This window comes from Pauljensenia sp. C0254C2, assembly GCF_056583835.1.
Genome location: NZ_JBWPJO010000008.1, coordinates 33,253 through 55,052, shown reverse-complemented (window position 1 = coordinate 55,052; position 21,800 = coordinate 33,253). Strand labels below are relative to the sequence as shown.

Annotated in this window: 15 protein-coding genes; 13 read left to right on the top strand and 2 right to left on the bottom strand. The window is 59.8% G+C overall.

The window, feature by feature from the left end; translation table 11 throughout:
• Positions 1–293 precede the first annotated feature (293 nt).
• The 7 genes from AC1DA5_RS07375 (at position 294) to AC1DA5_RS07345 (ending at position 6,959) form a co-directional block, all read left to right on the top strand.
• Complete coding sequence (locus AC1DA5_RS07375) at positions 294–608, top strand: WXG100 family type VII secretion target (RefSeq protein WP_058237775.1); 315 nt, start codon at positions 294–296, stop codon at positions 606–608.
• Positions 609–623: 15 nt separating this feature from the next.
• On the top strand, positions 624–908 hold the full coding sequence (locus AC1DA5_RS07370) for a WXG100 family type VII secretion target (RefSeq protein WP_058237776.1): 285 nt from the start codon (positions 624–626) through the stop codon (positions 906–908).
• 139 nt (positions 909–1,047) lie between these two features.
• The gene (locus AC1DA5_RS07365; RefSeq protein WP_070728167.1) at positions 1,048–1,539 is read left to right on the top strand and encodes a hypothetical protein; all 492 of its coding nucleotides are present in this window, start codon (positions 1,048–1,050) and stop codon (positions 1,537–1,539) included.
• Positions 1,540–1,588: 49 nt separating this feature from the next.
• Positions 1,589–2,959: a hypothetical protein gene (locus AC1DA5_RS07360; protein WP_480289741.1), complete on the top strand. Its 1,371-nt coding sequence runs from the start codon at positions 1,589–1,591 to the stop codon at positions 2,957–2,959.
• Positions 2,960–3,018: 59 nt separating this feature from the next.
• Positions 3,019–4,341: a S8/S53 family peptidase gene (locus AC1DA5_RS07355; protein WP_058237779.1), complete on the top strand. Its 1,323-nt coding sequence runs from the start codon at positions 3,019–3,021 to the stop codon at positions 4,339–4,341.
• Between the two features lie 126 nt (positions 4,342–4,467).
• The gene (locus AC1DA5_RS07350) at positions 4,468–5,415 is read left to right on the top strand and encodes a PP2C family protein-serine/threonine phosphatase (RefSeq protein ID WP_074026241.1); all 948 of its coding nucleotides are present in this window, start codon (positions 4,468–4,470) and stop codon (positions 5,413–5,415) included.
• Positions 5,415–6,959, top strand: a complete 1,545-nt coding sequence (locus tag AC1DA5_RS07345; RefSeq protein ID WP_480289738.1) for an FHA domain-containing protein — start codon at positions 5,415–5,417, stop codon at positions 6,957–6,959. Before AC1DA5_RS07350 ends, AC1DA5_RS07345 begins: the two co-directional genes overlap by 1 nt.
• A gap of 121 nt (positions 6,960–7,080) precedes the next feature.
• Here the strand turns inward: AC1DA5_RS07345 and eccCa are convergent, their stop codons facing one another.
• Positions 7,081–11,124, bottom strand: a complete 4,044-nt coding sequence (eccCa, locus tag AC1DA5_RS07340) for a type VII secretion protein EccCa (protein WP_480289736.1) — start codon at positions 11,122–11,124, stop codon at positions 7,081–7,083.
• 108 nt (positions 11,125–11,232) lie between these two features.
• Between eccCa and AC1DA5_RS07335 the strand changes: the two genes are divergently transcribed.
• On the top strand, positions 11,233–12,576 hold the full coding sequence (locus AC1DA5_RS07335; protein ID WP_058237782.1) for a hypothetical protein: 1,344 nt from the start codon (positions 11,233–11,235) through the stop codon (positions 12,574–12,576).
• Positions 12,577–12,578: 2 nt separating this feature from the next.
• The gene (locus AC1DA5_RS07330) at positions 12,579–14,012 is read left to right on the top strand and encodes an FHA domain-containing protein (RefSeq protein ID WP_480289734.1); all 1,434 of its coding nucleotides are present in this window, start codon (positions 12,579–12,581) and stop codon (positions 14,010–14,012) included.
• A gap of 5 nt (positions 14,013–14,017) precedes the next feature.
• Here the strand turns inward: AC1DA5_RS07330 and AC1DA5_RS07325 are convergent, their stop codons facing one another.
• Positions 14,018–14,281, bottom strand: coding sequence for a PspC domain-containing protein (locus tag AC1DA5_RS07325; protein ID WP_480289733.1), 264 nt, complete (start codon positions 14,279–14,281; stop codon positions 14,018–14,020).
• Between the two features lie 306 nt (positions 14,282–14,587).
• Between AC1DA5_RS07325 and ppdK the strand changes: the two genes are divergently transcribed.
• The 4 genes from ppdK to AC1DA5_RS07305 all read left to right on the top strand — a co-directional run bounded on the left by ppdK (position 14,588) and on the right by AC1DA5_RS07305 (position 21,740).
• Positions 14,588–17,299 carry a pyruvate, phosphate dikinase gene (gene ppdK / locus AC1DA5_RS07320; protein WP_480289731.1) on the top strand — a complete coding sequence of 904 codons (2,712 nt, stop codon included), beginning with the start codon at positions 14,588–14,590 and terminating at the stop codon, positions 17,297–17,299.
• 733 nt (positions 17,300–18,032) lie between these two features.
• Entirely contained in the window at positions 18,033–19,700 is a 1,668-nt protein-coding gene (locus AC1DA5_RS07315) for an FTR1 family iron permease (protein ID WP_480289730.1), read from the top strand.
• Positions 19,697–20,368 (top strand): iron transporter, encoded by a 672-nt coding sequence (locus tag AC1DA5_RS07310; RefSeq protein ID WP_058237786.1) that lies wholly within the window; start codon positions 19,697–19,699, stop codon positions 20,366–20,368. Before AC1DA5_RS07315 ends, AC1DA5_RS07310 begins: the two co-directional genes overlap by 4 nt.
• Positions 20,369–20,459: 91 nt before the next feature.
• Positions 20,460–21,740 carry a Fe-S-containing protein gene (locus tag AC1DA5_RS07305; protein WP_058237787.1) on the top strand — a complete coding sequence of 427 codons (1,281 nt, stop codon included), beginning with the start codon at positions 20,460–20,462 and terminating at the stop codon, positions 21,738–21,740.
• Positions 21,741–21,800 lie beyond the last annotated feature (60 nt).

Here is a 21,800-nt window from a genome sequence, read left to right as displayed (position 1 = left end):
AATAAGTATGAAAGAGGGAAACCGTGAAGGGCATGCTGACGGTTCGATGGGTGAACACCCCGCATACTGCGAATCCGCGGACGACCAGCGTTAACTACCGTTTCTTTCGAGCGTAAACGGGCAAAAATCTCGATTTTTTTGCCGATTCTTTCAAGTAACACGTCGGTGACGAAACGTTTACAGTTTACTTCAGACTATTGCCAAACGGGGGGCGGGTATGTTTCAGTAAGTGTGTCATCTTCCGAGTGTTCGAAGTGAGTGCTCGGCAGCCTACCGATTATGGAGGATAAAACATGGCTGGACAGGTTTCCGCCGCAGAGGGTGCAATCCTCAAAGGCGCTCAAACTGTTTCTTCTACACGTCAGGATCTTGAGGGCCGCCTGAGCACCTTGCGCTCCAACCTTTCAAGCATCGGCTCACAGTGGGTCGGCAACGCATCTACCGCTTTCCAGCAGCTGATGGTTCAGTGGGATGAGGATGCACGCAAGATCACCAGTGCGTTGAACGAATTCGAAGCCAACCTGCGTTCATCGCAGCAGGCTTACGACACGACCGATGCCGACCACCAGGCTGCGATGAACTCCGTCGCCGGCCGTCTTGGAATGTGAGAGGACTAAGCTGAAATGGATCTGAAAGTAAACTACGGGGCTCTGTCAACCGCCTCAGCAGATATCAACACTGGTGCTACCGGCATTCAAAACACCTTGGATCAGATGGATTCTGAGCTCCAGCAGCTGCAGACCAACTGGGAAGGCGATGCACAGCAGGCCTACCAGGTTGCCAAGGCAAAGTGGACCGAGGGCATGACCGGTATGCGTGACGTCCTGGCTCGCATCAGCGTTCTCGTCGAGCAGGCTAACCAGGATTACAACTCAACTGACCACCACAACGCAGGACTGTTCCAGTAGTCTGAGCCTTGTGCTTGTCGAAAGGGACGCTGCAGGCGGTTTCTCGCGGCAGCGTCCCTTTCGCCGGTTCACTATTTCGATCTGATTCACGACATGGACACAACGATCGTTCGACCACGACAGGTGTAGAGGAGAAACAGTGTCTGGAGGCTGGGAAGTAGATGTTGATGCTGCGCGGACGGAGCTGAATAAGCTGCGCCACGACGGGTTGACTCACGTTACAGCGGCGAAGACTTCCACTGGCAGCATTGCCAGGGGTGAGACCAGCGCGAAGTGGGGAGTTGAAAGCGGAGCGGTGATGTTCCGTGAGCGTCTCGTTGAAAATTTGAATGAACTGGAGGTCCTCATCGATCTGCTTCATTCAGACTTGACTGCCTTCTCCGGTGGTGTTGACGATGCGATCAATGCATTCATACGCTCCGATACGGACTCTGAAGCAGAGTTGAAGGTCAAGGAAGCAGAATCTGCCCGAAATGCCGAGCGCCCGCAGGAGCAGGAACGCCTTCGCGAGCAAAGCGGCGAAGAGGCAGATACGAGTGAGCAGGGCTCAGAAGGCGCGACCGAGCGTACGAACTCGGAATCCGAAGATGGAAACGAGCGCAGGAATTCGGAGTCCGAAGACCCCGAGTAAGCCCCTGAGAGATTCCACATGTTGAACTACTGGAGTGAATAGGTGAATCATGGCTGGAGAAATCGTCCAACGACTGGAAGCGGTGCAGCAGCTTCCGGTGCGAGGCGCGGAGACGCCGGAGTTGATCGAGAAGATTTCAGAAAAACTCGATGAGTGCAACGAGATCATTAGCACGTATAAGGCCAGGACGAATATTTCTGGCGAAACCAATGACGCCATTGTGAGTTGGCTATCGCGGTGCCAGAGCAAGGTGGAAGATTACTCGGCCGCGGTCAGGACGTATTCGAAGGCTTATTCTCAGGCGCAGGTTGCTATCCGACAGGCGGCACGTGAGGGTGAGATGGTTGTCGCGGAGTATCACCGCGCAGGCCCCAAGCGTCCTGAAGATATCAGCCAGCTCGATTCGGAAGCCGCCCAGATCCTTTCGAAAATGAATGCGGGCCTGCGCGCGGCATCTCGAACAGGTATGAAAGTGATCTCCAGCGGCCAGCAAGTGAACAGGTCAGGAGGCTCCTCCACAGGGAATAATTCTTCACGGTCAGGATCGGGCGTCGGCTACGCGAATTACGACTACCCAAATGGAACTGGCTCTCGTGGACGCGGGCAAAGCGCAGGAATACCGTTGATCTCCGGATCTGAGACACGTCACGGACTGGGTTCGTGGATGTCGAACATGCGAGGCGAGTCGAGCGCGTCCATCGGAGACGTCAACTCAGGTGCCACGGCATTTGAAAGCGGAACTCGCAATGAGGCAACGCTGTCAGGCTCCTCCCCTGATGGTGCGATCAGACCTGACGGCCCCCTGAAGGGATATCTGCCGGAGGGAACGCGCCCTAAGGGTATCGGTGCATTCCTCGATCAGGGAATCGCTGCGGAGGGTAGTCGTCTGGGAGTAGGCGGCTCGACGGCTGTCATGGCAGGAGGTCTGCTGGGAGCAGGAGCTGCCACTTTGGCTGCCCGGGCCGGCGGATCAGGTCTGTCAGGACTGTCATTGGCCGGACCGAACGCAGCGGCCGCATTTTCGCGGGGAGTTCCCGCCAGCGGAATCGTGTCATCGTCCACCTCGGGTGGTGCTGGAGGAAGTGCAGCAGGAATGTCCGCGCAAGGCACAACAGGTGGTGCTGGAGGAATGGCTGCCCGGGGCGCGACAGGCTTTGGAGCTCAGGGTGCAGGTGGTGCGGCCAACTCTTCAGCTGCGGCTGCCGCAGGTCGAGGCGGAATGGGACGAGGCTTTATGGCACCCATGGGCGGTACCGGTGCCGGCTCTGACAACAGCGAGAGAAAATCCGCGCTCGTGGGATACGATGTATTCCGTTTGGAAGACGACGCAGCTTCAGAACCATACGAATCAGAGCAGTCAGGAGCAGGTTCAGCGGAGGATCTACATGCCAGTGAAAGCGAAATCGAGGATCGTTGGTGAGTAGTTTCCCGATTCGATCAACTCGCCCCCTCAGAAGTCTCAGCCTCTGCCTGTCAGCAGTGCTCATCGCTCTGCTGTGCATGGTGGGCGTCCCCGCCCACGGCGATGACACAATTCGCGACCAGGCCTACGAGGACTATCTGGGGTTGGACGAGGCGCGCTCGCAGGGGCTGGATGGGTCCGGCATCACGATCGGAATCGTGGACGGACTGGCCGATACGGGAGTGCCGGAACTGGCCGGTGCCGACATCGCCGCTCACGAGGCAATGTGCTCTGACGCCGCATTCGAACCTATTGAAGTGTCACACGCAACCGCCGTCACGTCAGTAGTCGCCTCGCCGGATTACGGCGTGGCACCCGGTGCGACAATCGTGAACTTTGCGGTGACGTCGACGTTCAATAAGTCCAGTGACGGCCTGTCCACGCAGTGCGCTGCCCAGGACGACGTGGTCAGTGCAATCAATGCCGCCATCAATGCGGGCGCCGATATCGTGGTGATCACGATCGGTGGCAGCGCTTCGCTGCTCCAATATGTCTCGATGCGCGCCGAGCTGCACGAGGTGTTGCTGGTGGCAGCTGCCGGCAATAAAGAGGATTTCCCTATCAACATCGCCGCAGATAACGGTGTGCTGGCTGTGGGCTCATCTGACTTTGAAGGCAACCGCTCAACGTTTTCTTCCCACGGCGAGGGATTGGACGTGGTCCTTCCCGGTGAACAGATCACGCTTCGCGACCCGGACCCTGACGGCAACCTCACGGTCATTACACCTGATGCATGGGGAACCTCGTTTTCAGCTCCAATGGCTGCCGGCATGCTGGCATTGGGTATGCAGAAGTGGCCCGAGGCAACGCCGTACGAAGTGCTCAACGCTTTTTCGTGGTCAACAGGTCGTGAAGACTGGGATGAGCAGATCGGTTTCGGAGTTCCGCAGCTGCATGAGTTCCTCAACGCCGATCCAACCCGTTTCAAGGACGAAAACCCCCTGCTGCACAAATCAGATCACGGCCCTGATGATCAGCTGCGAGCCGATTACCGCGACGGCCTCATTGACCCCTTCTTCACGATAGATGTCGGAGACAAGGACTACGTGTATCGCGGGCGCGCAGACGACGCTTTTGCACGTCCCGAATACGGCGATCAATGGCAGCCCGGCACCTCACCGCGCTTTACCCAATCGGGGCAGTCAGGTGCCAGCCAGTCTGACGCCAGCCAACTGCCTCAGTCCGCACCATCAGACGGGGCCGGCCAGTCCAATGGCATACCGCTTGGCATCTGGATTGCAGTAGGTGCAGTCGTCCTTGTCGTCATAATTGTGGTCGTCGTGCTTGTTGCCCGCGCGCGTTCGCCTCGGACCGGCACTCCACGTCAGCAGCCATTCTAAGAGCAGCCAGGGACGCAGCTGAGGCGCAGTCGATGCGGCAATCGATCTTCCTGGCACACAAACGCTATGCATTTGAGCCCGGACGTGAAAAACTCGGAGTGAACATCCGACAGGAAGAGGTATGCCATGGACCTATCTCGTCTCGGTAGCGTTGTACGCACGCGGTGGGGAGCAGCAACCGATCAGGGTCCGCGCCCCGACAATGAGGACCATTGGGCAGCACAGCCCCCTCTCTACGCAGTAGCAGACGGTATGGGTGGACATGCAGGTGGCGGACGTGCCTCCGAAGTGGCGATCCAGGCTTTCACTGGCGCACTGTCCGGCGATGCTCTCAATGGCCGCGAAGCCGATGTGAACGACCTTGATCATGCCATTTCCGTCGCCGCGCAGGCAGTGATGGCCCTGGCTACCCCCTCGTCCATGTCCGACGAGGACAAAGACCTGGCGAATATTGTGCTGGCCGGTGCGCCGGGCACGACCCTGACGGGGGTTCTCATCGCCAGTCACGAGGAGCGGCCCCAATGGCTTGTCTTCAATGTAGGCGATTCGCGTACGTACCTTATAAACGATGGGCAGATCCGGGCCATGACGAAAGACCATTCGGCCCGGCAGGAAGCGCGTGACGCTCAATGGTCACCAGACGAACTCCCCGCAGCCAATATCATCACACGCGCCCTGGGTGGCGGAATGCCGGGCCTGCCCCAGGCGGACTTCACCGTGACGACGATCGCGCCTGGGGACAGGGTGGTGATCTGCTCAGATGGAGTGCACTCGGCGATTGACGACGCGGAGATGGTTCGCATCGTTACTCAGTCAGATGATGCTCAACGCGCGGCAAATGCGCTGGTGGATGCGGCGCTGGAGCGGCAGACACGCGACAACGCGACGGTTGTGACGATTTTCGTTGAATCCGTGAACCCGCCGTGGCCAGCTGACGATTCCGTCAATCCGTTTGAACGTACTGTCGGCATTGCGCGTCCTTCCTCCACGCAGACGATTCGCCGTCAGCCAGGCAGTGATGCGGCCGAACAAGCGGGCGACGAGGTTCCTTCGTCCGCGGAGGAAACCATCTGATGTGGCAGCTTGGACGCGTATCCACCCAAGGGCATGGGTTTGTCGCCGTCAACGGCCCGTTCGGCACGGCATTGGTGTCCTCTGAATGCCTGAACGCCGCACTGACGTGTGTCATGAACGAGGGGGACCCCGGCGAGCTGCTCGAATCGATTCGTGCACAAGGCGGACGCGTTTTTGTCGCTGATACTCGCGGGGACCAGGTGCAGCTCTATGCGTATCCCGAATGTTCGATTCGGATCTGGAGCGCGAGCCCGGTGACGGATTCTGAAGCAGCAGGCCAACCGCAGGTTCGCTCCTCGCGCATCACGTCCGAAGGTGTGCAGGCCGATTCTTCACACTGGGACGCCATCGAGATCGAGTTCGGCTCTGGCGAACTGGATCAGCCTGATGCTGACAGCAATGACACGGACCAGGCAGATGGCATCGCTGAGCGACAGCGCCGTGATCCGTGGCTGCCGCTTGTCACAGGCGCGGCTCAGGCTCGCCGAGTGCGCATCGGTTACTTCGATCCGGTGTCCTCGCCTCTCGATGCAGTAGATCGTGACGATGCCTCAGAGCGCGACGCGTCACCTCATGACGTGTCGCCTGAGGCGAGCCAGAGCACCCTCGCCGATAGTGACAATACCGCGAGCAGCGTGGATGCTGAGCCGACACCTTCAACTGAGCCAGCACCGCTGGCCGATTCCACACCTCCAGGTGACCCGGCACCGCCTGTCGGACCTGCCGGGGTTGCTGCACCAGTCACCCCTGCTGCGTCTGCTGCCAGTGACGTGCCTGACGGCCCTGCCAAGCCGGCAACGCCGTCTGGACCCGCTCCGAGTGACGTTCCCGAAGGATTCAACCCTGAATCGCTCGAAAAAACGATGACGCCTGAAATGCTCGAACAGATGCGCCGTCAACGCGAACAAAACCAGCTACGTCGCGGCTCGCAGGACTCACAGGATTCGGGCCAGGGCCCCCAGGCACCTCACACCGTGCGTTATGCTGCGCGGCCTGCGGCACCCACCGCTCAACCATCAGCCAGGTCGCAGAGCCCCGACAGTGCGAGCAGCGGCACCCAATTTGCTGACAGTCCCTTTCAGGGACGCCCCTATGATTCTGCGGCCCCGAACGGATACCCGGGTCCTCCGCCGTCTCCACTCCCACCTGAGACACCGCACACGCGAATCAGCGCCTACCTCGTCTATGCCGGTGGAGCGCCTGTTGAACTCACCCGGGATGTGGTCATTGGTCGAGATCCGAACTCGCGCGTCATTACAGGGCGCCCACCTGCCACAACACTTCGCGTGCCCAGCCCGCAGGGGGAAATATCTCGGTCACACTGCATCGTCATGCCGCAAGGCCCTGAACGGTGGGCCGTGATGGATCTGGGATCTGCTAACGGCACGACAGTCGTACACGAAAACGGGCAAGTCAGCCGTGTCGCCACGTGGGATCCAGTAGTCCTATTCGACCGCGATCGCATCGACCTGGGGGAGGGTCTCAGCGTGGAGTTCCGCGTCGTTGAAACACCGGCGATGCGTTACGCCCCGCCGCAGGGCTGACCAGCCGGGCAGCAGTCGACACCCCGCGTTTTTGCGTCACGCTCAGATCATCTGGCTAGAACCCAGTCGCGCACCTGCAACCGGGCCGGTGCTGCAATCGGGTCGGCGCAGCAGACCCAGGTCACGCGATCGGATCCGTCCACGCCAATTGACCCATCACGAGTCCCGCGTCGCGTGACACGATCTGGGCACGACCGGCTACCAGGCGCTTCGGCTTGATGCGGCCAATGACCGCGCCCTCATCAGGGCTGCCGGACAGCATCAAACCAGTGGTACCGAGTTCAGACAGTGCCTGAAGGACAGGTTCGAAGGCAGCGCGCGAAGCACCGCCCATTCGTCTGCTCACGATGACGTGAAGACCCACATCCACAGCCTGAGCAAGTAACGGCTGGAGGGCGATCAGCGGGTTACCCGACTGTGTGGCAACCAGATCGTAGTCATCGACCAGCAGCCACGCCTCGGCGCCCTGCCACCAGGAGCGGTTACGGAGCTGCTCAGTTGTCACAGAGTCACTGGGCAGTCGGGTGCGCAGATACTCAGCCAGATCATTGATCGTCGCTGTCGCATCATCACGCGTGGTCATGTAACCCGCAAGGTACTCCTCGGGAACCTCCCCGAGCAGGGTGCGGCGGTAGTCAACCAGGAAGATCTGGGCCTGTTTCGGTGTACTCGTGCGCATGATTTCACGAGCGACAGTGCGCAGGAATGTGGTCTTGCCGGACTTGGAATCGCCATACAGGTACAGGTGCGATTCGTGGGCAGGATCGAAGACCCATGGGCCCAGTCGGGATTCTTCCACGCCGAGCAGCAATCCCTCGCGGTCCTGCGCGCCCTCCAGTTGCTGGACTTCCTCCACCGTGATGCGTTCGGGCAACAGGCGCAGTTTCGGACCCGGTGCGGGAGCAGCCTTTGCGATGCGCTCAAGCGTTGCGGTAATGCCGGCTGACATGGACGATACGTCGTGGTCACCGTCCGCCCTCGGCAATGCGACGAGGACGTGGTGGCCGCCCATTTCCAAGCCGCGCCCAGGACGACCCTCCGGCACCGTAGCCGCAACCTTGCGGTTGACTTCAGAATCGGTGACGTCGCCCAGCCGCAGCTCCAGCTTTGATCCCATGACGTCACGCACCTGCTGACGCATATCCATCCAGCGTGATGTCGCGACTATCAGGTGGACGCCGAACGACAGAGCTCGCGGCAACATCGCCTGGATTCGCATATCGAGATCCTCGAAGTCGCTGCGCAGGATCGCCCACCCGTCAACGACCAGGAACACATCACCGTATCCGTCGTCGAAACGCCCCTCAGCGCGTCCCTGCCGGTACGTGGAGATGGAGTCGATTCGATTCGCGCGGAAATAGCGTTCACGGTCGACGATGATGGACTCGATCTCGGCAAGCATACGGTTGAGGACGTCGGGGGTATCACGCGTCGCCACGCCAGCGATGTGGGGTGCGTCCGCAAAGGCTGAGAAGGTGCCGCCGCCCAGATCAATGATGTAGAACTGGACTTCCTGCGGTGTGTGCGTCAACGACAGTGCCATGACCAGTGTGCGCAGCGCGGTAGACTTACCTGACAGTGGACCACCCACAATGGCCATGTGACCACCCGCGCCGGACAGGTCATATTCCAGTGTCTCACGGCGCTGTTCCAGCGGAACGTCAGTGGTGCCCATCGGGACACGCAGACGGCCTTTCGCACGCCACGATTGTGAAACCAATCCCAGGCGCGGATCAGCATCCAGATCCGGCATGAGGGCGTCCAACGTATCCGGGATATCCAGGGGCGGCAGCCACACCTGGTGAGCTTCAGGTCCGTGACCCACCATCTTGGCAACCGCAATATCCATCTGTGTCATATCCGCCCACTGACGGTCCTCAGGGGCGACATATTCGTTGCGAGCTTCTTCCTGCTCGCGATCAGAATCCTGGTCAGAGTTATCCTCGTCAAGCGAAAGCTGAGGAGTGGAGGTGAACGGAAGGATCGTGAGCGCCGACTCGGGGGAGCCGGCCTGCTCGCCTGAGCGTGGAGCGTGGGAACGTGCCGGCGGGGGAGCGGCAACATACGAGGCGCGGAAACGCACCATCTGATCAGTACCGGTCTTCAGATATCCGACACCTGGAATCGATGGCAGCTCATACGCATCCGTCACACCCAGCACGGAACGTGACTCCTGACCGGAGAATGTACGCAAGCCCATGCGATAGGACAGGTGCGAATCCAGCCCGCGCAGACGGCCTTCTTCCAGGCGCTGAGAGGCCAGCAGCAAGTGGATCGACATGGATCGCCCCAGACGACCGATTTGTACGAACAGATCAATGAAGTCAGGTTTGGCCGACAACAGTTCGGAAAACTCGTCGAGGATGATGAACAGTGCCGGCATCGGCGGATACTCGTGTTTACCGGCGCGCCGATCTGCCTCGTAATCCGTGACGTTGGCGTAGTTGCCGGCCTTTCGCAGCAGCTCCTGGCGTCGCACCATTTCGCCGCGCAGGGCCTCCTGCATACGGTCAACCAGGAACAGTTCCGACTCCAGGTTGGAAATGACGGCCGACACGTGCGGCAGCTTGCCCATTCCCCAGAACGTCGCGCCACCCTTGAAGTCAACCAGCACGAAGTTGAGCTGCTCGGGGGAGTGGGTCAGCGCCATTGCCAGCACCAGAGTCCTGAGTACCTCAGACTTACCTGAACCAGTCGCACCGATCAGCAGGCCATGCGGGCCCATACCTTGCTGAGCTGATTCCTTGATGTCCAGCAGGACGGGGATCCCCTCGGGCGTCACACCGAACGGAACACGCAGCAAGTCGCGCCCGGTGCGGTACTTCCATTCCTTATCTGGATCGAAGTCGCGCACATCCGGCAGGTGCAGCAGCGTCATCAGGTCTTCCGAACGGGCGGGGTCTGAGCGGCCGGCAGGTTTGTCGGCGGAACGTTTCTCGCCTTCGCTCCAAAATGCGGTGCGTCGGCTCAGTGCTTCAGCCTGCTCGATGCTCATCTCATCGGGTCGGGCAACGATGGGGCGCTGATCCATCAGCACGACTTCCATGACTCGCCGATCGGCAGGATCCTTGTGCTCGTACGGGTGAATCAGCAGGCGCATCGTGCTGCGTGAGACGAGCGGTCCCCACTTTTCGAGAACCTTGATAACGGTGACGCCCAGACATCCTTCGAGTGACCCGAGGCGCGTTTGTGACGGCATGTTCGCATCGTCGACGATCAGCACGAGGTGCGGCCACTGCACGTTTTCGTCACGCGGCCGGAACGTGCCGCGCGTGGTGAACTCCTCACCCAGCAGGTTTTCCAGTTCGGCGTAGTCGCTGGTGATCATTCGTGCAGGGCCGAGGGCGTCCCGCTCCTCTGATGAACGCGCATGCGGGGCCCACTTGACCCACTCCCACTGCGGGCGTGCCTCCTCGGAGCACAAGACGGCGACTTTCAGGGCGCCTGGACCGATGAATGTCAGCAGGTGGCACAGCATGGCACGTGCCTGCGCGCGGGCTACATCGTGCCGCCCTGCCACCTCAATATGGGAGAATTCTCCGATCATGACGCCGAAAGGCACATGATCAATGTTGGAAAACGTCTCCACGAACCGGTTGAGCGCACTATGACAGACGATATCGGGGTTGGCCATCGGAGGAAGCTCAGGCACGTCAAGATCCATTGAGAGTGCTTGTGTCGATGAGCCAATCCGCATGTTGAGCGCGTCAGCATCCCCTGGGGCTCGTTCCCACAGGCGGGCGCGGTCCTGCGCAATCAGCGTTAAAGCCAGCGGGTCGGGTAAGTGCCAGCGGATATAGGCGCGCTGTTTGCGCTCAGCAGTGCGGACGGTTTGGCGCATCTCCGACAAATAGGCGAGGTATTCCCGGCGTGTTGTCACCACTTTTTGGCGATGCCCGCCGATCTGGCGGTAGATATTGAAACCGACCATGGACAGCATCGCGAAAACCATGGCGCCGCCCATCATGAGCATGCGCGGGTTGTTGTTCGCACTCATGACCATAAAGATCATGACACCCATCGATCCGAACATCGGGACAACCGTCATCAGGACATTTCCCATACCAGGCGGTTCAACCTGATCCGGAGGCCCCTCGATCGGGATCGTACCCGTAGGCAGCTCCGGCGAGCTGACCCGATCTGGGGATGCGTCCTCTTCTGCCATATTTTCACCTCAAATGGTGGTCTTGACATGAAATACATGCGCATCTCATATTATCTTGATTGTGGGGATAGAACGAGAGGTTCACCAGCTCGAAGGACAGGACAGCCTATGACATCGGTTGCGCAGGCCACTATCGAGCAGGCTGGTACCCGGTCAGATGTCGCCGTCCCTGTCGGCACGACGGTGTCAGGCTTGCTTGCGATGATGAATGTGGATACGTCGACGGGCGACGTCCGCATCACGCTGCCGAGCGGCAGGTTGGTGTCCCCTTCTCAAGCGCTGGGACGAGATCTTCCGTCCGGCACCATTCTGTCGGTCGCCAGTGGACTAGCGTCCGACCGGGCGCAAGTCAGGGCCCGTGAATACGCCGAGGCCCCCTGGTTCAACAGACTGCTGGGCATCGTGGGCATCATGATTGCCGTCGTTGGGCTTGAAGCGGCCTGCATTATCGCCCCCCTGGTGGCACGGTCGGCCATGATTCCACAGGGCGTGCGCATCGGTGCCGGCATCGTGTCGATCCTCCTGACTCTTCCCCTGATTTTCCGAGGGCGTCTGCACGCGGGAACCGCAGCCTGCCTGGCGCTGAGTTTCTTCATCGGCGTGGCATCCCTGGCGTTGCTTCCTCCGCAGGCCCCCGTTTCCATCGTTCTTGCGCCCCCGATGCTGTGCTGGGTTGCGTTTGGAGTATCGCTTCTGTATTGGCTGACGACTCGCCTGCCTTCGGCGGCGGCCAGCGCTGTTGCTTTCGGTGTGTTAGCTGCTGTGCTGTCCATGACCACGGCGTTCCAGATTCCGTGGTCCACGATCATGCCGATCGGCTTGGCGTTGCTGGTGTTGGCCCTGGCGATTGTGCCTCAGACAGCGGTGCGGATTCCTGAAACGCAGCTCCTCGACCTCCCACTGGTCACCACGTCAGCGCCTGCGGTGCGTCAAGCGAAAGTGGCATCACCCTCGCGGATCACGCATGCGCGTGTGGAGCGCACGGTGCGGGAGGCATCCGGGATTCTGGATACGCTGGTCATCATCTGTTGTGTGGCGGTTTGTGTCACGATTCCGATGGTGGCGAGTCGAGTTGACCTGACCTCGTGGCACGGACGCGTCGGCACTGCGACGGTTGTGTGCGCAATTCTTGCCCTCTCACTTACGCCCCGCAATACGCGTTCGAAGGCATTTCGCATCGGCCCGCGCGTATGCGCAACGGCTCTGGCGGGCGCGCTCATCATGTCCCCGACGGGGCAGCAGGTGGCAGGACCTCTTGGCGTTGGCGGGATGCTGGCAATCAGCGGCATCGCAGTGGTATGTGCGGCCATGCTGGTCTCACGCCGTGACGAGGGCGCCGCTTTCCTCGGCCGGGTCGGAGACATTGCCCAGTCAATTTCACTGGTGTTCATCTTGCCGTGCGCCGTATTCTCTACCGGTTTATTTGACGTGATTCGACAGGTGGCATCGTAACTATGACGTCTATTCCTTCCACTGCACCAGCTCAAAGTCCGATGCGCGCGCAGATACCGCGCGGAACGCAATCACGTCCCTCCTCGCAAAGAAGCGCCCCCACCTCCAGTGGTAACCCGGCGTCGCGAAACCTGCGGGTCGGCTCGTACATGATTGACCTGCTGGCAATCTGGGCATGTGCAGCGCTTGCCTGGTTTATCCGACCGTCTCTTATCTTCGTCGGCACTATCGTGCTGGAACTGTTCTTGGTTCTGACGCTTGTGCGCGCCCGTACCGGACGCACCTTGGGAGCACTGGCCACACGTACCGTCGCGGTCGCAGCGGGTACGGATCACGCACCGGGACTTAAACGTCAGGGAATTCGCAGCGCCATCATCGGTTTACTGCACGTCACGGTTATCGGGCCTGTGATCGTGGTGTGGCTGGGCAAAGATGGCCGCGATTGGGTTGATTCGCTCGCGGGTACGGCGACACTTGATTTGCGCTCACCGCTCAGGCGCCCGACAACGGCCCCCGACGCCTATGGCCGGCAGACTACTCACACACTGACATCGGAGAACACCGGTTGGACTGGGCCAGCCTCGCCCTCGTCGCACCCGATGGACGAGGGTGACGCGCGAGTCCCCGGACCGTCGATGCCACCGGCACCTCAGCCGCAACCACAGGAGCAGGCTGGTTCACAGCAGAGCCAGCGCTCGTTTGGCATGTGGATGCCGAGCCTGTCATCTCCCGGGCTGAAACCGACAGGTGCGGGATCCTTTGCCGTTCCGTCACAGCCCGAACCGTCGTTGGCTCCGCGCCAGGCTCATCCCCAGGAAGCACCCGACCCACTGGCACAGCCTGAGGTGACACCGGCCCAGCCAGCCCAGCCCGATGGCTTCTCCGTTATCGTTCCACCAGCAGCGCCAGCGCAACCTGCTCCTGACGTGGCTCATCCGGAGCCGATTGCTTCAAATTCGGCTGCAGTTCCGCTGGCTAGCCAGTCTGCCGCCGGAGTCGAGAAGCCAGAGAATAGTGACGACACTTCTGCACCTGCACCGGAGGAGCAGCCGGATCGAGCCGGCACGCCGAAGCCTAACACGCAGCATGATCAGAAGAACGCTGAAATATGGCTGGTATTCGATTCAGGTGAGAAAGAAGCAGTGATTGGTACGACAGTCATTGGACGCGCACCTGTCACGATGTCACCGAGTGAACGTGCTGTCACTGTCGAGGACTCAACACGCTCACTGTCTCGCACTCATCTGCGCCTGGGTCCTGCTCCCGGCGGAGTGTGGGTGGAGGATGCTTTTTCTGCGAACGGCACGTCGGTCACGTTACCTGACGGTTCAGTGTTTGAACTGGAGCGAGGAAATCGTCAGGCTGTCCCAATTGGCGCAACACTTCGTGCTGGAGAACGGTCGATCACCATCAACTCGCCCCACAGTCAACAGTGATGGCTCTAGTGGGGAGCATCGGCAGTGACAGGAATGTCACTCGGGTAAGCGACGCCCTCATCATCGGCAGGCATGACGAACCACAATATGAGGTAGAGCATGATGCCTGACCCCGGAAGCGGCAGCGTTGCGATAAACAGCAGGCGCACAAGGATCAGATCCCAACCAAGGTATCGGGCGATACCAGCGCATACACCTCCGAGAAAACGATGCTGAGTGTCTCGGCTGAAAACCCTGCGAGAGTAATCCGTTGTGACCTGTTCATTCATGGAACCATTCCACCTGATAACAGGCATTGAGCGCTATCGGGGAAAGCCCTGAGATCTCCCTGAGGCACCCGAGCATTCGTCCACTTTCGCCCTGGCAGCCCCTTCGCAGATGCGCGGTCGCCCTCGCCAATGAGGAGCCGGTGGGCGAGGCGGTGAGCGGACGGAATTATTCTTCTGGCGAATTGTGGAAGCTTTCAGCGCTTTCAAGGCCTGCGCGCGGTGACCAAGGTCCCAGTTTTGGTAGAGTTGGCACGAAGGCGCCCGAGGACGGGTGCGTCACGAGAGAAACGAGAGATGAGGACCTCGATGGTCAAGTATGTTTACGATTTCTCCGAGGGCAACAAGTCCATGAAGGACTTGCTCGGGGGTAAGGGCGCAAACCTCGCTGAAATGACGCGACTGGGTTTGCCTGTTCCGCCTGGATTCACGATTTCCACCGAAGCCTGCCGGGCTTACCTGAAAGATGGAAGCGTGCCAGACACCCTCGAGACCGAGGTGACCGCAGCGCTGCGCAGCGTTGAAGACACCATGGGCCGCCAACTCGGAGCAGGCGATGACCCGCTGCTCGTCTCGGTCCGGTCAGGCGCGAAATTCTCCATGCCCGGCATGATGGAAACAGTACTGAACATTGGCTTGAACGATGAATCAGTCGAAGGCCTGACGAAAGTTTCCGGATCAGAGCGTTTCGCATGGGACTCCTACCGCCGCCTGATCCAGATGTTCGGCAAGACGGTGCTGGACATCGATGGTGATCTGTTCTCCGACGCGTTGGATTCGCTGAAGAAGGAACGCGGCGTTGAGGCCGACGTTGACCTGACCGCAGAGGACATGCGCACGCTGGTTGACACATTCAAGAAGATCGTGCGTGACGAAACCGGCGAAGACTTCCCACAGGACCCTCGCACTCAGATGGACATGGCCACCGAGGCTGTTTTCCGTTCATGGAACACGGAGCGTGCACGCATCTACCGTCGTCGCGAGCGCATTCCGGATGATCTGGGCACCGCCGTCAACATCTGCACCATGGTGTTCGGCAACATGGGTGACACCTCCGGTACGGGCGTGTGCTTCACCCGCGACCCTTCCACGGGACACTCAGGCGTGTACGGCGACTACCTGCCGAACGCTCAGGGCGAAGACGTCGTGGCCGGCATTCGTAACACTCTGCAGCTGTCAGCCCTGGAAGAGCGCGATCCCAAGTCGTACCAGGAACTACGTGCCATCATGCGCAAGCTTGAAACTCACTACCGCGACCTGTGTGACATTGAGTTCACCATCGAGCGCGGCAAGCTGTGGATGCTGCAGACCCGCGTTGGCAAGCGCACTGCCGCCGCCGCCTTCCGTGTTGCCACCCAGCTGGTTGACGAGAAGATGATTACCCGCGACGAAGCCCTCGGCCGCGTTACCGGTGACCAGCTCACTCAGTTGATGTTCCCGCAGTTTGATGCGAGCGCACAGAAGGAACTGATCGCCCGCGGCATGCCTGCATCTCCCGGTGCGGCAGTCGGAAAGATTGTCTTTGACAACGCTCAGGCTGAAGCTGCGGCCCGCGATGGAGTGAAGTGTGTGCTGGTTCGTCGTGAGACGAACCCTGATGACCTTCCCGGTATGGTTGCTGCCGAGGGTGTCCTGACCGCCCGTGGTGGCAAGACCTCTCACGCAGCTGTTGTGGCACGTGGCATGGGCAAGACCGCTGTGGTGGGCGCTGACGCGCTGGATATTGATGCCGCCGCCGGAACCGTCAAGGTGGATGGTCATGTTCTCACCTCTGAAGACACGATCGGCATCGACGGATCCACCGGTGAAATTTTCCTTGGTGACGTTCCGGTTTCGGATTCACCTGTGACGACCTATCTGTCGCACGGACTGGAGGCGGGCCTGGAGGTTGCTGGCGATGATGCGGATATGCGTGAGCTGATTGCAGCTGTTGACCGAATTCTGGTGCACGCTGACGAGGTACGTCGCCTGCATGTGCGCGCCAATGCGGATACTCCTGAAGACTCACGTCGCGCGCTCGAGTTCGGAGCGGAAGGTATCGGCCTGTGCCGCACCGAGCATATGTTCCTGGGTGATCGTCGCCCGCTGGTTGAGCGCGCCATCCTGTCTGAAGCCGGATCGAAGGATCGTCAGGATGCGTTCGATGAGCTGGAGAAACTGCAGAAGCAGGACTTCCTCGAGATGCTCGAGGTTATGGATGACAAGTCGATGACGGTGCGTCTGATTGACCCGCCGCTGCATGAGTTCCTGCCGGATTTGACCAGCATGGAAATCAAGTTTGCCGTGGCCAAGGCCAAGGGCGAGACGGTTGATCCAGCTGATGAGAAGATGCTGGCCACCGTGCGCCGTATGCATGAGGACAACCCGATGCTGGGTCTGCGTGGCGTCCGCCTGGGCATTTACCTGCCAGGCCTGTTCGAATTGCAGATCCGCGCACTGTGCGAAGCTGCCGCCGAACTTGTTGCACGCGGGCTGCACCCGCATCCGGAGGTCATGGTTCCGCTGGTCGCATCCGAGCGTGAACTTCAGCTGATCCGCGAATCGGCTGAAGAGATTATCGCAGCGGTGTCCAAGGACAAGAACGTTGACCTGTCGGGTGTGACAATCGGCGCCATGATTGAGCTGCCTCGCGCAGCCATGACCGCTGAGGATCTGGCACACGCAGCCGACTTCTTCTCATTCGGCACGAACGACCTGACCCAGACCGCCTGGGGCTTCTCGCGCGATGACGTGGAAGGCGTGTTCTTCCCCGAGTACATCGATGCCGGCATCTTCGGCGTCTCTCCGTTCGAGACAATCGACCAGCACGGTGTGGGTGCCCTGGTGCGTGAAGGCGTTGAGCGTGCCCGTTCCACCAAGCCGGAAATCAAGCTCGGCGTGTGTGGCGAGCATGGCGGCGACCCGGCCTCCATCCACTTCTTCTCGAAAGTGGGCTTGAACTACGTGTCGTGCTCCCCGTTCCGCGTGCCGGTGGCACGTCTGGAAGCAGGCCGCGCCGCGGTGGCCTCCGAAGAGGACTGATCCGCGCCGCACCTGTTCAGGCAGCGCCGTCACGCCGGCCGCGTCGGCCGCGTCGGTGAGCTGTCTGTCGATGCATCAGCTGCAAGGGCTGTACCTGGTATCACTGCCGGGTACAGCCCTTCGCGTTTTCGCGTGGCGGTGTGGCGGGCCGCCGGGGTGCACGACTTACTAAAACTAACCGCCCCAGATGCACGACTCACTAAATTTAACGCCCCGCCATTTCGGCCGATTTTCAAACACGCAGGTCACGGGATATTTGGATTGTCGAGGGCGTCCCTATCCACTGTTGATCAAGGGGATTGTGCAAAAATTGGAGACTTTTTAGTGAGTTGTGCATGTGTATGCAGAGGATTAAGTAAGTCGTGTATGTGGGCGCAGAAGATTTAATGAGTTGTGCACGTGTGAAGGCTGAATCCAGGGCATGGTGCGCTCCTTGTCCTGGAGTGACATGATCGGGGGCGGGGCCAGCGGGCGCCCTCGTCGATGTGCCTCGACTGCTCAATGGTGAGCGAAGTCATGCCGGTGTGACGAAAAGACAAAAAATCCTGAAGTGTCGCAAAAATGGCTGTTCTGTTGCCAAAACGGAACCAATGAGACTGAGTACGATGCTAGTAAAGTTAGTGGCACCTAAGTTATACTGCGTTGAGCAGCAAAGAAGAAAAGTCAGGCACGTCGATTGGTCTTGTCGCCAGCGGTCGGAAGCTTAACTTACGAAATAAGGGAGGCTCACATCGTGAGCACAGCTCGACTCGAGCATCGCATTGAGCCACAGCGCCTAGTCGGTGTGGCATGCGTCGTAGCGTTAATGGCAATCCTTATGGCAATGCTGGCACTGCCCGCTCATGCGCAACCAGCCCCAGCATCCACACTCATCTCAGCAGAACAACCGGCACACGACTCATGGAGCTCCGTGGCCAAAGAGATGGGCTCGATTCTGGACGACGCAGTGGAGAAATACCAGGGAGGCGACGCAAAAGGCGGTAAAGACACCGTCAATGTGGCGTACTACCAGCGCTATGAGACGCTTGGCTTTGAAAAGCAGGTCATGGCGCGTATCTCCGGTGCACGCGTGTCGACAGTGGAGATGGAATTCTCGCTGCTGAAGAAAGCCATGGGTGACGGTGACGATGCGGGAGTGACTCAGCACGCCGACACCCTCAAGACCATGCTGGTTGAAGACGCGGCAACCCTTGACGGCGGCTCAGCCGATGGCGAGTCATACAGCCCCGGACCGTGGGGCCAGGTCGCCAAGGAAATGAACGGCATCCTCGATGAGGCCGTGGACCACTTCAAGAACGGTGACATTGAAGCTGGCAAGGACACCGTGAACGTGGCGTACTACCAGCGATACGAAACTCTCGGATTTGAAAAGCAGGTCATGGCGCGTATCTCCGGCACTCGCGTGTCGACAGTGGAGATGGAATTCTCGCTGCTGAAAAAGGCGATGAACGATGGCAATGCTGACGTTGTCGACCAGCACGCCACCACGCTGAAGAACTACATTCGTGAAGATGCCAACACCCTCGATGGGTACGAAGGAACAGGTGCGACCGAAAGCAGCCCGTGGCTGTCCGCATTCCTGCCCGCCTTCCTCATCATCTTGCGTGAAGGCTTCGAGGCAATCCTTGTTGTCGGCGCTGTCATCGCCTACCTGATCAAAGCGGGCCACGGTGACAAGACCAAAGTCGTGTGGGCCGGCACCGGAGTCGCCATCGTGTGCTCCATTGTGCTGGCTGTGCTGCTGAGCAACATCACGGCACTTGCCGGACATAACCAAGAACTCATCGAAGGCCTCACAGCACTGCTGGCTGTGGCCATGCTCATCTGGGTGTCCAACTGGATGATCGGCAAGTCAAGCCAGGCGGCCTGGGATCGGTTCATCAAGTCGAAGACGGAGCGCTCCTTGTCGCAGGGCTCCCTGTTCTCACTGGCCTTCATCGCATTCCTCGCGGTTTTCCGTGAAGGCGCAGAAACAATCCTGTTCTACCTTCCTGTCATCGCCCAAGCTGGCAACCAGGTGCATTACGTGTGGGTCGGTCTGGGCGTAGGCGCTGTGTGCCTGGTCATCGTCTACCTGATGATCCGACTGCTGGCTGTCAGAATCCCGCTGCGACCATTCTTCATCGTCACATCGATTCTGCTGGCGATCATGGCGATCACATTCACCGGCTCCGGTATCAAGGAGCTACAGGAAGCTGACGCGTTCCCGCTGACACCAATCAACGGGGCGCCCACCATAGATCTTCTGGGAATCTATCCCAGAGTCGAGAACCTGGCTGCTCAAGGTCTCGTTCTCCTGATCATTATCGGCCTGTTCGTTTGGGGCTCCCGACGTAATCGGGCGCAGGCTGCAGCCGATAATGCCACCCCATCTGAAGATAAAACGGAGACAGTTCAATGAAAATTCGTTTACGTCAAGTCGGTGCTGCTCTGACTGCACTCGTTGTTGCCGGTACGCTCGGTGCCTGCTCACAGCAGGGATCAACCAATGAGAGCGGCGCCTCTGACAACTCCACCACTCAGTCCGCTGCAGGCGACGCTGCTGAAAGCGCTGGTGGCGACGCAGCGGCTGCCCCAGGTGAAGACGCAGGCTTCCAGGAAAACCCGCTCGGCGATGACATTTACCTGGACAACGACCGCGTGAAGGTCGGCGGCGTCTACTTCCAGCCCGTTGACATGGAGCCTCAGATGGGTGTTCCCAAAGAGGAATCATCCATGCACCTCGAAGCTGACATTGCAGCTGGTGAAAACGACTTGGGCTACGGCGTCGGCGACTTCATCCCCGGCCTGACCGTGACCTACAAGCTGTACAAGGCAGGCACCAAGGATGTCGTGCAGGAAGGCGCCTTCATGCCGATGGTTGCCAACGACGGCCCGCACTACGGCCTGAACCTGCCCAAGCTGGATGCAGGCACCTACGACGTTGAAATCACCATCGAGTCTCCTGAAAAGGACGGCTGGATGCTGCACGTCGACAAGACCACTGGTGTGACCGGCCGCTACTGGACTGAGCCGCTGGTTGCAACGTTCAAGAACTTCCAGTGGGATCCAACCGCTGTCGAATGGTGAGCCTGACCTGCACCATTTGTTAAACGTATGAGCTGGGGCAGGGTGCTTGCGCACCCGGCCCCAGCTTGGTGCGTCAATGAAAGGTTGATTGATGATTCAGCAGATTGTTGAAATAGTCTCCACCACTCTCTTGCTGGCACTCGCCCTTGGTGCTCTCAGCGCGGCAGTACCCAGCATGGGGGGAGGCCAAAAAGGCCGCAAACCTGGATACCGCTCCATTATCTGGGGTGCGCTTGCGGGAGTCGCCCTCGGCGGTGTACTGACCATCGTGCACCTGCTGATTCCGCGTCAGATCAACCGCCAGGACATCACGTTCTGGGCGCTGATTCCCACAGTCATCCTGGCCGCTGTGACCCTCGTGATGGTGTGGCGGGTACGGGGTCGTGCTCGAAAAGGCGTTGAGGCAAGCTCAACGCAGCGCCGCGCAGCGCTGTGGGTTGCTGCAGCATATGCAGCCATGGCGACCTTCCGGGTGGCCCCCACCGCGCTCCTTCAGATCCGAACCTTCGTCTCTCCCAACACGTCCCTGGTGTCCACCGACACCGTCAAGAACATCGTCGGATACCTCATCGGCGTCGCCCTGGTCGCCCTGCTGGCCGTGGGTGTGCGCAAACTGTGCGAACGCGGTGCCCTGCTGGCACCGATCATGTCAACAGTGGGTGTCGGTATCCTGACACTGACACACGTGATCCTTATCGTCCGCATCCTGCAGGCCAAGCGGATCATTCACCTGCCCGGCGCGATCTTCGAATCCATCGCGTGGACCATCAACCACGAAGATGCCATCACCCTGGTGGCCACCGCACTGGTCGCAGTGGCCTCAATCCTGGTGTGGATCCGGTCGCGATCGTTGCCCAAGGACGGTCCGAACCCTGCTGTGCGTCGCCTCCGCCTGGCTGAAGCAAAGTCGTGGCGCCGCCTGTCTGCCGGCTCCCTCTTGGCATGTGCGGCAGCAGGTGCCGTGCTGACTATTGGGGCTGCAATCAGTTCGGCAACCGTTGAACTGTCCCAACCTGAACCGTTTGAAGTGTCAGGTGACCAGGCAGTCGTGCAGCTCGATAAAGTCTCAGATGGGCATTTGCACCGATTCGCCTACACCACGTCAACAGGCATTGAAGTGCGTTTCATCGTCATCCAGAAAGCCGGATCCTCCTTCGGGGTGGGCCTGGATGCGTGCGAGATCTGCGGCCCGACCGGGTATTACGAAAAAGACGGCAAAGTCATCTGCAAGCTGTGCGAAGTGGCCATGAACATCGCCACGATCGGATTCAAGGGTGGATGCAACCCGATCCCGATTGACTATGAAGTGTCGAACGGCACGCTGTCGGTGCCCATCGCCCAACTTGAAGCTGCAGCGAGCGTCTTCGCATGATCTGCTGTTCAGCGCCCCATTGCGTGCACATAATTCGACATCACGGTGAACGAAGTCAGG

Bases quoted from the DNA above. Each gene is read 5' to 3' on its own strand.
- AC1DA5_RS07375 (WP_058237775.1), top strand. From the start codon at position 294: ATGGCTGGACAGGTTTCCGCCGCAGAGGGTGCAATCCTCAAAGGCGCT.
- AC1DA5_RS07370 (WP_058237776.1), top strand. From the start codon at position 624: ATGGATCTGAAAGTAAACTACGGGGCTCTGTCAACCGCCTCAGCAGAT.
- AC1DA5_RS07360 (WP_480289741.1), top strand. From the start codon at position 1,589: ATGGCTGGAGAAATCGTCCAACGACTGGAAGCGGTGCAGCAGCTTCCG.
- AC1DA5_RS07350 (WP_074026241.1), top strand. From the start codon at position 4,468: ATGGACCTATCTCGTCTCGGTAGCGTTGTACGCACGCGGTGGGGAGCA.
- AC1DA5_RS07345 (WP_480289738.1), top strand. From the start codon at position 5,415: ATGTGGCAGCTTGGACGCGTATCCACCCAAGGGCATGGGTTTGTCGCC.
- eccCa (WP_480289736.1), bottom strand. From the start codon at position 11,124: ATGGCAGAAGAGGACGCATCCCCAGATCGGGTCAGCTCGCCGGAGCTG.
- AC1DA5_RS07335 (WP_058237782.1), top strand. From the start codon at position 11,233: ATGACATCGGTTGCGCAGGCCACTATCGAGCAGGCTGGTACCCGGTCA.
- AC1DA5_RS07330 (WP_480289734.1), top strand. From the start codon at position 12,579: ATGACGTCTATTCCTTCCACTGCACCAGCTCAAAGTCCGATGCGCGCG.
- AC1DA5_RS07325 (WP_480289733.1), bottom strand. From the start codon at position 14,281: ATGAATGAACAGGTCACAACGGATTACTCTCGCAGGGTTTTCAGCCGA.
- ppdK (WP_480289731.1), top strand. From the start codon at position 14,588: ATGGTCAAGTATGTTTACGATTTCTCCGAGGGCAACAAGTCCATGAAG.
- AC1DA5_RS07310 (WP_058237786.1), top strand. From the start codon at position 19,697: ATGAAAATTCGTTTACGTCAAGTCGGTGCTGCTCTGACTGCACTCGTT.
- AC1DA5_RS07305 (WP_058237787.1), top strand. From the start codon at position 20,460: ATGATTCAGCAGATTGTTGAAATAGTCTCCACCACTCTCTTGCTGGCA.